The 15266-nt window shown below is 48.0% G+C and carries 11 protein-coding genes; 1 reads left to right on the top strand and 10 read right to left on the bottom strand.

Annotated elements, in window-relative coordinates; genetic code table 11:
- Nucleotides 1-372 precede the first annotated feature (372 nt).
- From AC4EVX_RS01855 to AC4EVX_RS01810, 10 genes are all read right to left on the bottom strand, one after another.
- Nucleotides 373-1878 carry a response regulator transcription factor gene (locus AC4EVX_RS01855; RefSeq protein ID WP_490159439.1) on the bottom strand — a complete coding sequence of 502 codons (1506 nt, stop codon included), beginning with the start codon at nt 1876-1878 and terminating at the stop codon, nt 373-375.
- The gene (locus AC4EVX_RS01850; protein ID WP_490159438.1) at nt 1853-3637 is read right to left on the bottom strand and encodes a sensor histidine kinase; all 1785 of its coding nucleotides are present in this window, start codon (nt 3635-3637) and stop codon (nt 1853-1855) included. Before AC4EVX_RS01850 ends, AC4EVX_RS01855 begins: the two co-directional genes overlap by 26 nt.
- Nucleotides 3638-3788: 151 nt before the next feature.
- Nucleotides 3789-4616: a carbohydrate ABC transporter permease gene (locus tag AC4EVX_RS01845; RefSeq protein WP_177978230.1), complete on the bottom strand. Its 828-nt coding sequence runs from the start codon at nt 4614-4616 to the stop codon at nt 3789-3791.
- Between the two features lie 4 nt (nt 4617-4620).
- The gene (locus AC4EVX_RS01840; RefSeq protein ID WP_177978229.1) at nt 4621-5550 is read right to left on the bottom strand and encodes an ABC transporter permease subunit; all 930 of its coding nucleotides are present in this window, start codon (nt 5548-5550) and stop codon (nt 4621-4623) included.
- A 28-nt stretch (nt 5551-5578) separates the two neighbouring features.
- The gene (locus AC4EVX_RS01835) at nt 5579-6916 is read right to left on the bottom strand and encodes an extracellular solute-binding protein (protein WP_177978228.1); all 1338 of its coding nucleotides are present in this window, start codon (nt 6914-6916) and stop codon (nt 5579-5581) included.
- Between the two features lie 265 nt (nt 6917-7181).
- The gene (locus AC4EVX_RS01830) at nt 7182-9665 is read right to left on the bottom strand and encodes a TIM-barrel domain-containing protein (protein ID WP_177978227.1); all 2484 of its coding nucleotides are present in this window, start codon (nt 9663-9665) and stop codon (nt 7182-7184) included.
- A gap of 526 nt (nt 9666-10191) precedes the next feature.
- Nucleotides 10192-11904, bottom strand: coding sequence for an energy-coupling factor transporter ATPase (locus tag AC4EVX_RS01825; RefSeq protein WP_177978226.1), 1713 nt, complete (start codon nt 11902-11904; stop codon nt 10192-10194).
- Complete coding sequence (locus AC4EVX_RS01820) at nt 11895-12668, bottom strand: energy-coupling factor transporter transmembrane component T family protein (protein WP_490159437.1); 774 nt, start codon at nt 12666-12668, stop codon at nt 11895-11897. The genes AC4EVX_RS01825 and AC4EVX_RS01820 overlap by 10 nt, the downstream gene beginning before the upstream one ends.
- Nucleotides 12669-12768: 100 nt before the next feature.
- On the bottom strand, nt 12769-13371 hold the full coding sequence (locus tag AC4EVX_RS01815) for an ECF transporter S component (RefSeq protein ID WP_177978325.1): 603 nt from the start codon (nt 13369-13371) through the stop codon (nt 12769-12771).
- 105 nt (nt 13372-13476) lie between these two features.
- Nucleotides 13477-14259, bottom strand: a complete 783-nt coding sequence (locus tag AC4EVX_RS01810; protein ID WP_490159436.1) for a nucleoside phosphorylase — start codon at nt 14257-14259, stop codon at nt 13477-13479.
- Between the two features lie 299 nt (nt 14260-14558).
- Here AC4EVX_RS01810 and AC4EVX_RS01805 point away from each other — a divergent pair, with 299 nt between their 5' ends.
- The gene (locus AC4EVX_RS01805) at nt 14559-15143 is read left to right on the top strand and encodes a cysteine hydrolase family protein (RefSeq protein ID WP_490159435.1); all 585 of its coding nucleotides are present in this window, start codon (nt 14559-14561) and stop codon (nt 15141-15143) included.
- Nucleotides 15144-15266 lie beyond the last annotated feature (123 nt).

The following is a 15266-nucleotide window of genomic DNA, read 5'->3' as shown; positions in this document are numbered from 1 at the left end:
TATTTTGGGATAGTCCCAATCCCTATTCATTTTAATTTTCGATAATAGGCATAAAACATCAGTGAGGTGGTGCAAACAGCAATGGTGTCTGCAATCGGCTCTGCCAGATAGACACCAGTAACTGCGTCCGGACACAGGTACGGTAGCAGAAAAAAGAGCGGAATGAGCAAGATAATTTTCCGCCAAATGGTGAGAAAAATCGCTTTCGGAGCTTGATCTATACGCTCTCTCCTCTATTGTTCTACTTATTATCATAAAGCAGATACAGAGAGAGCGGAAGATGTTGGTCAATTTATGAGTCACTTATAAATTTCATAGTATAATCCGAACTATATATATTGGCATATTAAAAGAGCCCTTGAGAAAATAGTCTCACAGGCTCTTTCTATATTGCTCCGGGGTCATGCCCTCGACTTTCTTAAATACTTTTGAAAAATAGGTGCTGTTTTCATAGCCGAGCAGATCGGAGACCTGATAGACCATCTTTCCCTCCGCAAGCAACTGTTTTGCCCGTCGGATTTTCTGGCGATTTACATACGGGATAAAGTTCTCGTTCATCACGCGCTTGAAAAAGGAACTCAGATACGGCTCCGACACGCCTATATAGCGCGCAACATCGGTAAGCTGAATCGGAGAGCTTAAATTCTGTTCAATGTAATTGAGCGCCATCTCAATGATGTCGGACTCTGATTTTTTCTGTCTCGTAAAATACGTCCCGGCAAATTGTTTCGTAAACTCTTTCCACCAGATGCGAAGATCTTCAAGGTTTGCCATGTTCACAATCTTCCGATAATGGCGTCTGCTGTCTGCGACCTCAAGTTCATCGATCGACCCGCCAAGCTGGGCGGACTTATCTGAAAACCGGCTCAGAATCTCAATCATCAGCCGTTTGATGTACGGCACTGGATAATTTTCTGCCGTCTCGATCTCATCAAAAAGCTCGGAGATGTTTTTGTCCATCTCTTCGAGTGACATTTTCTGGATTGCGCGCTCAAGGCGCTCCATATATTCTGCTCCGCCGAGAGTCTGATGTTTTTCAAACGTAAATGGAGTCTCGAGGTCAACGATCTCTTCCCTATTTCCATAAAATCCATACGCCTCGATGCTGTCCGCAAGACGGGTAAAAAATCCGGTCTCATGATCCCGGTCGCTGTACGGCGTAATTCCGATATAACACCGGTTTGTGATGAAAAGTTCAATCTGTCGTTTAAGCGATTCAACCTCCGCTTTCTCCGTCCCCTCACGGATCAAAACAAGGAGTTTGCCCTCCCACATCAGGGCGAGCGTATGCTTCCCGAGTCCCTGATAATACTGGGTGGCGACCGTCTCGATCAGCTTCATGTCCGTCATCTCTTCCGCATATTTCCACACCATATAGAAACTCAGACAGCATCCGCTCTGGAATTCTTCAGGTATGTTACGAACTCGCTTTCGCATCTCATAGCCGGTCTGGGCAGCGGATTTCTGTTCTGGTACAGATTTCTCCTCAACTTCCATCTCAGGAAACGAGTCTCTCAGATGTTTGAGAGAGGCGAGAAGCTCCTCCTTCGAGAGTCCGAATTTTCGGATGTAGTCGACTGCCCCGAGTTTCATCGCCTCCTTCACGGTGTCAAAATCATCGTAACAGCTGACAACAATCGTCTTCACCGAGAGATGACGACTGCGGATGATTTTTAAGAGTTCCAGACCGCTGATTTCCGGAATATTCAAATCCAGAAACAGCAGATCCGGATGACCACTCTCAATCTGTTGCAGAGCCTCCCTGCCGTCGCACGCATCCTCAAGAAGTGCGATTCCAAGCTCCTCCCACGGAAGCAGGGAACGCATTCCAACTCTCGCGAGAAGCTCATCCTCAACAATCAGCGCTTTCATTTTCATCCCCCTTTTCCTCAATCGCCGGAATTCGTAGCGAGACTCGGAATCCGCTCTCGATCTCTGTGTCGATCGCAAGGCCGTAGCCCTCTCCGAACAATCCGGTCAGTCTCTTGTGAATATTAGGAAGACCGATTCCGGTCAGTCCCCGTTTTCCCGGCTTTTCGCGGTTTAAATCAAGCGTTTTTCCCCTGAGTCCCTCGCCATTATCAATCAGCGTCAGCACAATATCTGTACCCTGCTTTTCCCCGCGAAGCGCAATCACACCGCACTCCACATGAGACATTCCGTGAATAAACGAATTCTCGACAAGCGGCTGGAGACAGAAACGCGGAATCTGGTACTTTCGGATGTTTTCCGGAATTGAGAAAAAGAACTGAACCTTGTTTCCAAAGCGGATCTGCATGATTTTTACATAGGCATTCAGGATGCGCACTGCATTTCCAATGCTCTCCATCTCCTCATCGCTCTTATACGTCTCGCTCAGCAGAACGCCAAGCTCCGACAGCACATCTGCGACCTCCTCATCGTGATTCATCGAAGCCTTCCAGCGGATCGCATTCAACGTATTAAACAGAAAATGAGGATTGATCTGTGCCTTGAGCGCATCGAATCTTGCCTTCTCCTTCATCACCGCTTCCTGTCTCACATCCTCCATCAGCTTTGCGATTCTGTTCTGTGCGCGGATCATCCCGTTCTCAAGAGCCTGCGTCTCAAGGAAACGATTTTCCTCGAGTGTCAGCTTCTTCGGATCGTTCTGCTCAATCCAGTCAACCTGTCGCGCAAAGAAGAGAATCGGGTTTGTGATGTACCGGCTGATCATCAACATGATTGTGACAATGGCAATGCCTGCACCTGCCATAAACAGAATCACGACCAGCTGAATCTGCTCACTCTGTGCAAAAATTTCATGATAATTTCCGACGTAAACAACCTGATTGTTGCTCGAAGTCAGATTTGATGAGAGCACATAGGCATTGCCGATTTTTCCCTGCTTTTCACCGGATTTTCTCCAAACCTCGATCGTCTTCTCCGCGATCTCCGGCGAGAGTTCCTCGGGACCGGATGCGATAATTCTGCCGTTCTGGTCACACATGAAGACCGTTCCGCCTCGATAAACCGAATCGGACGAATTCTTCGCATTTCCGAAAAAGACATCTCTCGGAATCCGCACAAGCGCATAGCCGAGCGCATTTCCACGATAGCGCACGAGTGCGCGCCCAAAGCTCACATATCTTCGATTATCCTTGTAATCAAAATACGGCGTCATCGCACTGTCCCAGTACGGAATCTGACCACTCTTTTGCATATTTTGATACCAGTCAGTCTCCTGATATTTTTCCGGAATCTCAGCGATCCTTGTGGAACTGATCTTTTTTCCGTCGTTCATAAAAATCATCAGCTCCGCCTCGATGCTTCCGAGGGTCGAGACATTCGTATTGAGGATCATCCCCTCGATCTGTCCGACCACGCGATTTTTCGCATATTCATTTTTCGCATTATAATAATTCTTCAAAAACCGGCTGTTCTCCATGTAGGTAATCATCGTACTGCTCGCATAATTTGAAAGCAGAATCGCACTGTCAATCTCCTGCACATTCTGCGCAAACATCATCTGCATCGCTTCCTCAATCCCGGAGTCTGTCTTTTTCTTCAACAAAAAACAAAGGACAGTCAGAGCGAGAAAGAGGGGCAGCAGAATGTAAAGCGTCACACTCTGAACCATACTGCGCCAGATGCTCGGCGCAACCTTCCTCTCTCTCATCTCTAACTGTCTCCTGAAACGTCAATCTATTCGGTCTACTTATTCTGTCTGTAAATCCACTGGTCTGCTCAATCGTTTTTCTTTGCCACCCCGATCAAAAGCTCTGACTGAAAACATCTATCCTCGGATGGGATGTTCTCTTGCAAAAATCTCATCCCTTAACGGCTCCGGCAGACAGACCACCTACGAGGTTGTCCTGAACGAAGACGAAGAAGACGATAACCGGAATCAGGCTCAGGATAACAGATGCCATCAGCGGTCCCCAGTCGGTCGAGTACTCTCCGATGTAATCGCGAATACCAACCTGAACGGTCTTTTTCAGCGTGGAATTGATGAACGTATTTGCATACATGAACTCATCCCAGGACATCAGGAAGCAATACAGCGTCGTCGCGGAGATACCCGGTTTTGCCATCGGGAAAATCACCTTGATAAACGACTGAAATCTGCTACATCCGTCAATCAGCGCCGACTCCTCGATCTCCCACGGAATCTGGAGGAAAAACGTACACATATTCCAGACCGCAAACGGAAGAACGAACGAGCAGTTGATGATGATCAGACCGGTATGCGTATCAACCAGTCCCATATTTTTCATGATAACATAGTAGGGAATGGAAAGCAACACGCCCGGAAACATTTTCGTGAACAGGATACTCAGCTTCATTTTCTCCGCTCCGACAATGTTGTAACGGCAGAATCCATATGCCGCCATGACTGCTAAAATCATCGAGATCACAGTCACGACAACGGAAATATACGCGCTGTTTAAAAAGTAGCGCACGAAATTCGACTGAAACAAAACTCGCTTAAAATTGTCAAATGTAACGTATTTCGGTATGATCTGATTCATATCATAAATCTGCTCCGGCGACTTTACAGAGGTCATCAGAACCCAGATAAATGGCAATACCGAGCACAGGGCAATCAATGATGCCATCACATACAGAAACGTCCACTCACCCTTTGTCCGCTTCATCTCTCTACCTCCTGCCTTCCCGATCTGAAGAAATCATCTTTACATAGATCACAGTCAGAATCGCAATCACGATGAAAATCACAACGGAAGTCGCCGCTGCATATCCAAACTTGTGGTCCACAAACGCCTGACGGTATGCATATGTATACATAATTTCAGTACTGTCAAGCGGACCTCCCTTTGTCAGAAGCCAGATTGCATTAAAGTTGTTAAAGATGGAAATCAGATTCAAAATAACCGCAACTGCCATCGGCTCCTTGATGTTTGGAAGCGTGATGTAGAGGAAGCGTTTCAGCTTTCCTGCTCCGTCAATCGCTCCGCTCTCATACATATCGTAAGATACGCCCTGAAGGGCTGCAAGAATAAAGATCATCAGAAACGGCGTGCTCTTCCACACATTTGCGACGATAACCGCCGGCATCGCGCTCGTGACATTTCCGAGGAAAGAATATCCCTCCTTCAGGATTCCGAGGCGAATCAGAATTGCATTGAAGACACCAATTTTCGTATCGTAGAGTGCGCTGAATGTCAGTGCACTGATCGCTGCAGGGATCGCCCACGGCAGAAGTGCCATTGTACGGAATACACCGCGTCCCTTGAGCTTCTCATTGAGGATCAGCGCTACTCCCATCGCAAGTGCAAGCTGGATCACGATGTTCACAAGTGTCCACACAACTGAGTTCATCACCGCATTGCGATACTTGGAATTTGCAAACACAACGAGATAGTTCTTGAGTCCGGCGAATGTCCCGAAATTCGGGGCATTCGCCTTTGTCATATCATAGTTCAGCAAGCTGATCCAGATTCCCTGCAAAAGCGGGTAAACGCTGAGAAGCAGGATTGCGAGGATTGCCGGTGCAATCAGCAGATAACCGTGAATATTTCTCTGAAACGAGTACTCATCAGGTCTTCGTTTCTTTGTCTTCTCTCTCATAAAAGCGCCTCTATCATTCTTAACCGTTCTAGTAGTTTTCGTTGACAAAGTCATTCAGTTCTGCTTCCAGCTCATTCAGTGCTTCCTCAGAAGTCTTCTGATCGAAGAACACTTTCTTGAACGCATCTACAACCTTCTGATCAACAGAAGCGGCATTCTTTACGCGCGGTCTCGGAACGGTGTAAGCAGACTCGTCGATGAAGACCTGATACTCCGGATTCATCTCCAGAATCGGGGTGTAATCTACATCACTTCTTCCAGGAATTCTTCCCTGCTCCGTCATGACATAGTCACATTCCTTGCTCGTCAGGTAGTCAACAAATGCCCATGCAAGATCCGGATTTGCGGTGTTTGCATTGATTGCCATATTGTATCCACCAAGGCAGACAGCCTGTACGCTTCCCTTCGGCATCGGAGCCAGACCAAATTCCATATCCGGGTTGCCCTTCTGGATATTCACATAAGCCCAGTCACCGCAGACAAAGAAGAGACAGTCATCAGAGACGAACGTCGTGTATGCGGTTGCCCAGTCGGTTGCATCCTTCATGCCCTCTGGGAATGCGTGATACTTCGTGTGAAGACCAGTCCAGAATGAGAATGCTTCTTTACCAGACTCGTTGTTGACGGTTACGACCGGCTTCTCTCCGCTTGTATCGATCACATCGTTTCCATTCTCAAAGAAGATGTTGAAGAGTGCGTATCCATCGAGACGGGTGGAAATTCCGGAATATCCCTTCTCTGTTGCAAGTTTGATATCCTCCTCAAGCTCATCCCAGGTCGTCGGTGCGCTGTCCTTTCCGATCTCGGTCAGGATTCTCTTATTGTAATAGAGTCCGGTGTTGTTGTAATACCACGGAACGGAATAGTAATTTCCCTCATAGAGTCCCGACTCGAGCGGTCCCTGAAGATACTTGTTGTCCGATGCTTCGATCTTGTCATCGAGTGGCATGATCAGTCCCATTGCTGCCAGATCAATCGGCCAGCCGGAGTTGTCGAGTGCCACGACATCCGGTCCGGAACCTGCCATTGCGGTCGTCGTGAACTTGCTGATCAGCTCCTGACCTGCCAGTCCCTCAATCGTGACCTTCGTGCCCGGGTTCTGCTCCTCAAATGCCTTCGCCGCTCTCATGATCGCCGGATCGTCCATTCCCGTGAACGAACTGTTTACCATCACGGTAATCTCTCCGGGTACGCTTCCGTCTGATGCCTCAGCCGACTCTGATCCGCCATTCTCTGCAGACGACTTCGCTACTTCCTGTTTCGTCTCCGGTGCTACCGCCGATTTTCCTGCGCTTGCTCCCACACAACCGGTCAGTGCGCTCACTGCCGTCAGAGTTGCCATTGCCAGTGCCAGATGTTTTTTCATACCAACTTCCTCCTGTCATTTTCGCTCCCGGAATCTGAACTCTCTCATCTCAAATTCTATTTCTTCCAAATCTGATTTAACTGTTTCAGATCGTATTCGTTTCAGATTCCGGGAACTTTTTGTTTCCACCGTTTTTCTATGTGCCTATTATAGAAAAATCCTTCGACAAAAGGAATGGCGGTTTTTTTTCAATTTTTGCTTGCTTTTATGAATTATTTTCTGTATGTAATTTTTTCACCAGTTTTCTGCGTTTTGTGATTAAAATTTAGCCGATCAGCATCTCGGTCAGCACAGCCTTCCAGCTCTCTGGAAGCTCAAGACCCGTAAGAGATGCCAGAATTTCTTCTTTCGTGTAGTCTCCTGCAAAGTACTGGTAGACATTTTTCTTCTTCACGATGCTTCCCTGAACCTGATCAAGGAACTCAAAGACTCTTTCGTTCAACTTCTCACGCGATTCTTTTGCAGTGCAATCGTCTGCTCCCGGAAGCGTCACACTCACACTTCTTCCTGCCTCTAAAAGCTCTGTCGTCAGTGTCAGCGTTCTCGTCTCGGAATCATACTCGCTCTCCATCGCCTCACTCGAAGCAGTCAGCTCTATCTTTGCAAATCCACGCAGACGAAGAACATAGCGGCGTTTCTTAGGCACAACCGAGAGATCTCCTGACGGACGAACTTCAAGTGTCACTGCCTCATCCTTCCAGCTTAAGGAAATCTCTGTTCTTAAGCACACACCATTCTCATAGTCAAATCCTTCTCCGCCATCCTCAAACAGCGTGTAGGTGTTGTCCTGTCCCGGGAAAACAAGAATCTCAAGCGTCTCCGGATTATCGATGCAATTATCCCCGGTATCCGGTGCCATCGGAACAATCGCGCCCGCCTTTGCGAGAACGCCCTGACGGTCAATGGGTCTGCTGATCGTCGTGTAATGTCCCTTCGGACCTCCGTGGCGAACTGCACCATTGTCAAAATCATACCAGTTTCCAGCCGGAATCCATGATTTCTCCGTCGTGTATCCGGTCTCGTGATCGGTCGGATGAACCATCGGCTGAACGAGAAGTTCTGTTCCGAAGAAATACTCATTTCGGCAGACGTAACTTCCCTCCTCCATCGGATAGTAGTAGTAGGCCGGAACAACAACCGGAACCATCTTTTCATGGCACTGTGCGTTCATCGTATAGATGTACGGCAGAAGGCGATGACGCAGACGCAATGATTCTCTTGCAAGATCATCATACGGCTTCGGATAACGCCACGGCTCTTTTCCGCAGAACGGGTTGCTGTTGCTGTGAAGGCGGTTGATCGGGGAGAAGACACCAAACTGAATCCAGCGCACATACAGCTCATTATCCTTGATTCCGTTCATGTGACCGCCGATGTCATGGCTCCACCAGGTGTAACCGACGTTCGATGCTGTCGCCGTAAAGTATGGCTGATACTGAAGTGCATTCCACGTCACATGCGTATCGCCCGAAAATCCGATCGGGTAGCGATGACTGCCGAGACCACTGTAACGCGACAGCATAACTCCACGCTTTCCGGTTCTCGTCAGATCAAAGTGATGATAGTGGTTCAGCATCCAGATCGGGTCCATTCCCTCGACTGCCGAGATCTTACCCTGTTGCCAGTCCATCCACCAGAAATCAACTCCGTTCTCCTCGTTCGGATGATGCAGGAAATGGAAGTAGGCGCGGATAAATTCCTGATTTGTGAAATCAAAGCGAACCGGATACTCCGACTCCGGATCAACGCCCATCGCCTTTGCCATCTCCGGATATGCCTCCTCAAACGCGCGCACACCGTCCGCCGGATGAAGATTCAGCGTCACGCGGTAGCCGTGCTCATGAAGCCATGCCATAAAGCCCTCCGGGTCCGGGAAGCATTCGTTGTTCCAGGTATAGCCCGTCCAACCCTTTCCGAATTTCTCCGGAATGTCGACAAGATGCCAGTCCATATCCATGACAACGACAGAGAACGGCACATGCTCTCTCTCAAAACGCTCAAGAAGCTCGCGATATGTCTCCTCGGTGTACTTCCAGTAACGGCTCCACCAGTTTCCGAGCACATATTTCGGAAGCATCGGCACAGCACCCGACAGGCGGTAAAAATCATGAATCGCATGGAAATAATCACGCCCGTATCCGAGAAAATACACATCGACACAGCCTTTCTTTCTCGGCGTTACCCAGCCGTCCTCCTCCATGATCAGGGACTCGCTGTCATCAAAGAACGTACGTCCGCTCGTATCGCAAAGACCCATGCCGAGATCGACATCTCCATCCTCACGGTTCGTCTTTCCCCCCGTCGTGCGCATGCGCTCAAGCGGACCGGAGCCTACATACCACTCACCGTCACAGCGGTCAAGCGTTCTCGCCGTTCCTTTCAAATTATGCTCTCTCGCCGGATCACCATAGTCAGTTCTTCCGTAATACCATCTTCCGCCGTAGTTCGTGAACGCATACTTCACATCAATATAGAGGTGGTTCGGGCTGAACTCCTTCTTATCATACACAAGATGAAAATACTCGGTATCGATCTCAAGACAATTCTCCTGATCCCTCACCGTAAATTTCGGAGTCTCAAAATCACGGTTCCACACGATCTGAGTCGGGCGATCCTCAAACTCTCCAGTCTCCGAGTACTCCATACGAAGCATCTGGGAAGTCAGCACCGTAAAACGATACTTGTCCCCCTGCACGACCGATTCCGGACGACATTTTCCATTCAGTTTCAGACAAAATTGTTTTTCCATAACGTTCCCTGTCTCCCTTCTTTTTCATTCAGCCTTATCGCTATTACTGTTCATGCGTTGCACAAACGATAATGGATTTTGCAAAATCTCCCTTTCATATTTCTATAAACTTTCCCATAAAAATCTAATCCTATCGTACCACGACTCCCCCAAAAAGTCGCCATTCATTTTTCACCTGACCCTGCACTTTTTTCACCTCTGAAAAAGATTCTCATAAAAAAAGCTGGCAGGATTTCTCCCACCAGCACGTTTCATTTTCTATAACTAATACACAATGATTCTGATTAGAAGATTTCAACAAAGCTAACCAGAATTACGCGCCAAATTTCCGCGAGCGTCGACTTGAATGATTTGATATACCTGGCACAGCGACAAGGCGAATAAGTCCATGCAAACCCGTGTGAAACGTCAGTGCTTAGACCGTGTATTTTACGGTCTTATGCACTGCTACGTTGAACCCGGAGCGAGAGCGCGTTTGCAGGACTTTGTTCGCCATTGGAGCTGTCTGAGATACTGTGAGATATTTTTATTTCTCAATACCTCTATCGCTCAGCAACTCCTCGACCGTCAGATACGGCTTCTCATACCCCAACCGACTGCAAAGCTGCATCACATACGGCTTCTGGAGACACGCTTTTTTAAGCGCCTCCTCCTGCTCAAAGACTTCCTCTGCTCTTCCATCTGCAAGCACCGTTCCATGCGCCATGACAATCACGCGCTCGAAATTCTCTGCGACGAAATCCATATCATGAAGAATCGCAATCACAAGTTTTCCGCGCTCCGTCAGACTGCGGATGATCGACCCGATAATCCGTCGTCCGCGCCAGTCCTGCGCGATTGTCGGCTCATCGAGAATCAGCACATCCGTGTCCATCGCAAGCACGGACGCGATCGCCGTCATCTTTCTCTCATACATCTCGAGATCGTAGGGATTCTCCCCCTCTTTTCCGGCAAGCCCGGTCAGCTCAAGCGCCTTTTTCGCCTCGCTCTTTGCGCGCTCCGGGTCCATTCCGATATTCAACGGTCCGAACATCACCTCATCGAGAACGTTGTACTTGAAAATCTGATCATCCGGATTCTGAAACACATAGCCGACATTTCCGGCAAGCATTGCAACGGTTTTTCCCGCCATGTCCTCCCCGCGGAAATAAATATTTCCAGACACCGGCTTTAAAAGTCCCTTGAGTAGTTTGACAAGCGTCGTCTTTCCGGCTCCATTCTGCCCGATGATCGCCGTCGGTCTGCCATCAAGGTGAAGATTCAGATCTTTGAGAATCGGAACATTCGCAAGATACGAGAAATCAAGATGCTCAATCCGAAACATTTCCATGCTCCTCTTCACGGCATCGTCTGCGCTGTTCGACCCATCTAATCCATTCGATCCACTCAATTCACTCGATGCATGTTTCGCCTGCATCACTCCAACCGCTTCCTCAACCGTCACCGGATATGTGCCATCCGGAAGCGTGACATTCTCTGCACGGCAGATTCTCGTAAATGCCGGTGCCTGAACACCGTAATCCTCAAGATTTTCCATCGAAAAAATCTTCTGTGGCGTATCAAATGCGATCTGCTTTCCCTGATGCAGAAGCAAAATCCGACTGCAATATGCCGCCAGTTTCTCGATCTTCTGCTCAATCATCAGAATCGTGATCCCCGACTTTGTCAACTTCTCAACCGCACGGAAAACTTCCTCGCTTCCCTCCGGATCAAGCTGGGAAGTCGGCTCATCAAGCACCATCACATCCGGTCTCATGACGAGCACACTCGCGATTGCAACACGTTGCATCTGACCACCTGACAGATCAAACGGATTTCGTTCGCGGTACTGCCAGATATCGAGCAGTTTCAGCGCCTCTTCGGCACGCTTGTGCATCTCCTCCCTCGGCACGCCGAGATTCTGCATACCGAATGCAACCTCATCGTACACCGTATCCTTTGCACCCGAGAGCTGATTAAACGGATTCTGGAACACGAGTCCGACATTTCCACACATCTGCGCAACCGGTGTATTCCCCGCTTCCTTGCCATTGACGATGACTTTTCCACCGTAAGCACCTTTATAAAACTGGGGAACAAGTCCAATCAGTGCCTGACTGAGCGTGCTCTTTCCGGCTCCGTTTTCCCCGATAATTCCGATGAATTCTCCTCTTTCCACAGAAAAAGTGATTCCATCCAGAGCGAGTTTCTCTGCGTGCGGATACTGATACCGCAGGTTTTCCACTGTTATCACAGACATTCCATAACCCTCCAAATCACGGCTACCAGAATCAGCGCACCGAGAAGAATCGTGATCTCCCGATCCCCCTTATGTTTCGGTCTGTCCTGAAGCCAGGTTTTCTTTCGGTTTGCACCGAAGCCACGCACCTCAAGCGCGATTGCACGCTCTCTCGTGTTGATCAGAGAACTCATGACAACCGGTGAGATCAGCGGAAGAAAGGCTTTCGCACGGGTGCGCAGATTTCCCTCCGTCTCAAGTCCACGACTGCGCTGTGCATCCATGATCGTATTCATCGTTCCCATCATCTGCGGGATAATCTGAAAGACCGAGGTAACGATATATCCGAACCGCGGAGAGAAGCCCCGTTTTTCAAGCTCATCGACAAGCTCGGACGGCTTTGTGGAAAGCACAAAGACCGCAAAAGAGAGAAGCATATTTAAAATGTTCAGCCCGATTCGCAGTGCATAGAGCAGACCCTCCTGGTAGAACTTGAGCGGTCCGATCCGAAACAGCACATTTGTATTTTTCTGGTTGAAAAGTCCGTGAATCAGGAAAATGGTCAACAGAATCGTGAAAGAAAATGCAATCAGCGGAACCGTTTTTCTTAGAATCTTTCCGCTCGCCAGAATACACAGACTGACGGCAATCAGAACACCAAACATCCAGAGCCGACCCGTGATCAGCGGAATGCTGATCGCGGTGGCAATGTACATCAATTTTGTAAAGGGATGAATCTTTGTCAGATACGTCCCGTTGTCCACAAAAAGGCTTATACTTTTCATTCTTTATTTCCTAAATTTTTTAACTATTTTGATCGATTATCGATTCGGAATGCTAGATTTTGTCCAACTTTTAATAGCTTTCAATAGCTTTTAATAACTTTTAATCCAGCGTCTTAATCTCGGAATCTGCCTCGTAAAGGTTGGTCAGCTTCTTCGGAAGTCCCTTTAAAATAAAGAATACAACGATCAGAGTGATCAGCTTGTCCGGAACATCCACAACAACCTCATCGAGCAGAGAGCCGAGCATAACCGGCATATTGGAAGCCTGCGTTACTGCAAAAACGGCATCGCCCCAGACATTTCCGGTTGTACCACCCCAGAAAATAACGTTTAACGGAGTCGAGATTGCAACAGCCGTCAGACCGGCCACACATGCAGTCAAAATTGCCTTCGGGAATGACTTCATAAATCCAAGACGCGCCATAATTCCGACCGCAACACCGATTCCCAAACTTGTGAGCGCATAAACCAACGTAATGTTATCACCGGCTGAAAAACCATAAATCAGGTTGTTTGCTGCACCACAGATCGCACCGATCAGCGGACCGCCAAGACAACCACCGATACAGGTTCCGATGGAGTCCAGCCACAGTGGCAATTTCAGCACACTTGCAAACAGTTTTCCTAAATAGTTGATTCCGATGCATGCCGGAATCAGAACGATCGTAACCGCATCAAATTTCGTTTTAAACAGATTGTTCATATTCACCCGTCCCTTCCCATTTTTGCATTTTAATTTTCTTACTCTGATTTTCTTACTCTAATTTCTTTAATTTCTTACGCTTATTTACCACTTACTACCTACTACTTACTTATCGACTTCATGTTTGGCATGCTCCAGACACTCAAATGCCTCAAACGCCGTCAGGATTTCATGCTCCTCGCCGAGCGCAGTCAGTTTTTCCCCATCCGCATAGCGCCCGATATCCTCCGCGACATCACTCTTGCATCCTGCAACGACATTCAGAATCGATGCTGTCTTTACTCCACGGACCCTTCCGACTACATACAGAGACGCTGTCTCCATGTCGGATGCCATGACTCCCCGACGTGCCCACTCCTCATAGATCTGCGGATTCTCGTCGCGATACAGACAATCATGGCTTCTTCCAATTCCCATATGCCATGAAAATCCCTGCTTTTTCGCACTCTCTTTGCATGCCGAGAGGAGTTCAAAATCTGCGACAGCCGGATAGCTTAACGGAGCATATCCGAGGGAAGTTCCCTCATCGCGCACCGTGGCCTCCACAAGCACCAGATCGCCGACTTTTGCCTCCGGCTGAAGTGCTCCACAGCTTCCGATCCGAATCATCACTTTCACTCCGGCTTTCTTTAATTCCTCCACCGCAATCGCTGTGGACGGACCACCCATGCCGGTCGACATCACAAGAACCGGAATACCATGCCAGGTTCCTCGATAACTCTTGTACTCCCGGTTAAATGCAAGAAATTCCACATTTTCCAGATACTTCGACGCACGCTCTGCACGAGCCGGATCTCCCGGAAGAACCGCATACGCAATCCCGAGATTCTCTGGAATCTGGATGTGTGGCATACGCTTTTGTGTCTCTGTGTTTCCTGTGTTCCCCATGTTTCCATTCCCCCTTTCTGCTTCTATTCATGTTTTGGCAAGTTTTTTTGATTTTCTAAATTATTCCCAAAACTTTTCCCAAAATATAGAAACAATTTACGTTTACGATAGCATTGTATCTGAAAAAAGTCAATGAAAAGGGAGGTTTTCGAGCTCATATTGTTATTATTTTAACGATAATTATTTTTCTCCTTGTCAGCCCCATTTTCTCCCCTTATACTTATTTTCAGGAGATTGTTTTTCGTGTAATTTTTTGTGTAACAACGTGTGTTTTAAATATCTATTTTGGAGGGATTTTTATGGAAAAAAATACAGATCTCTTTCTTGTCATCGATATGCAAAATGTGTATACAAAAGGACAGGAATGGGCATGCGAGGGCATGGACTCCGCCACTGCCTCGATCCTGCGCGTCTTAAATGCGGATGTCTGCCCGAATGTTGTCTTCACCCGCTATCTCGCCCCGGAATATCCCGTGGGAATCTGGAAAGAGTACAATAAAGTCAATGCCAATGTCAACGCCGATCCATTTGCAAACGAGATGATCGCGGATTTTCTCCCGTGGACTGAGAAATATCCGCTTCTGACAAAGAGTGTCTATTCCTCATTTGCAATTCCAGAGGTAAAGGAGATGGCGCACCATGCCAGAAATGTTGTGATTTCCGGCGTCGTCGCTGAGTGCTGTGTCCTCTCTACCGTTCTGTCCGCAATCGATGCGGGATGCAAGGTAATCTATCTGACAGATGGCGTTGCCGGTCTGAGTCAGGAGTCAAGACAGGAAACAGAAAAGATCATCTCCTACTTTGCTCCCCTGCACACTGAACTCATGACCGCAGACGAGTACATTGAAAAATGCCAAAAAGAATCTGAATCCACCATCCAGTGACAATTGCATCTTTCCCCATACATTCTCAAATCTTTGCTCACACACGCTCACTTTGGGCAGACGGTCAGTCTCCGGATATGACCGTCTGCCGTGATCGAATACCGGCAGAACAGAAACTTATTT

The sequence above is a fragment of the Brotaphodocola sp. genome, assembly GCF_983179755.1.
This window is presented reverse-complemented; position numbering and strand designations above follow the sequence as displayed.

Bases quoted from the DNA above. Each gene is read 5' to 3' on its own strand.
- AC4EVX_RS01855 (WP_490159439.1), bottom strand. From the start codon at position 1,878: ATGAAAATGAAAGCGCTGATTGTTGAGGATGAGCTTCTCGCGAGAGTT.
- AC4EVX_RS01845 (WP_177978230.1), bottom strand. From the start codon at position 4,616: ATGAAGCGGACAAAGGGTGAGTGGACGTTTCTGTATGTGATGGCATCA.
- AC4EVX_RS01815 (WP_177978325.1), bottom strand. From the start codon at position 13,371: ATGAACAATCTGTTTAAAACGAAATTTGATGCGGTTACGATCGTTCTG.
- AC4EVX_RS01825 (WP_177978226.1), bottom strand. From the start codon at position 11,904: ATGTCTGTGATAACAGTGGAAAACCTGCGGTATCAGTATCCGCACGCA.
- AC4EVX_RS01820 (WP_490159437.1), bottom strand. From the start codon at position 12,668: ATGAAAAGTATAAGCCTTTTTGTGGACAACGGGACGTATCTGACAAAG.
- AC4EVX_RS01840 (WP_177978229.1), bottom strand. From the start codon at position 5,550: ATGAGAGAGAAGACAAAGAAACGAAGACCTGATGAGTACTCGTTTCAG.
- AC4EVX_RS01805 (WP_490159435.1), top strand. From the start codon at position 14,559: ATGGAAAAAAATACAGATCTCTTTCTTGTCATCGATATGCAAAATGTG.
- AC4EVX_RS01810 (WP_490159436.1), bottom strand. From the start codon at position 14,259: ATGGGGAACACAGGAAACACAGAGACACAAAAGCGTATGCCACACATC.
- AC4EVX_RS01835 (WP_177978228.1), bottom strand. From the start codon at position 6,916: ATGAAAAAACATCTGGCACTGGCAATGGCAACTCTGACGGCAGTGAGC.
- AC4EVX_RS01830 (WP_177978227.1), bottom strand. From the start codon at position 9,665: ATGGAAAAACAATTTTGTCTGAAACTGAATGGAAAATGTCGTCCGGAA.
- AC4EVX_RS01850 (WP_490159438.1), bottom strand. From the start codon at position 3,637: ATGAGAGAGAGGAAGGTTGCGCCGAGCATCTGGCGCAGTATGGTTCAG.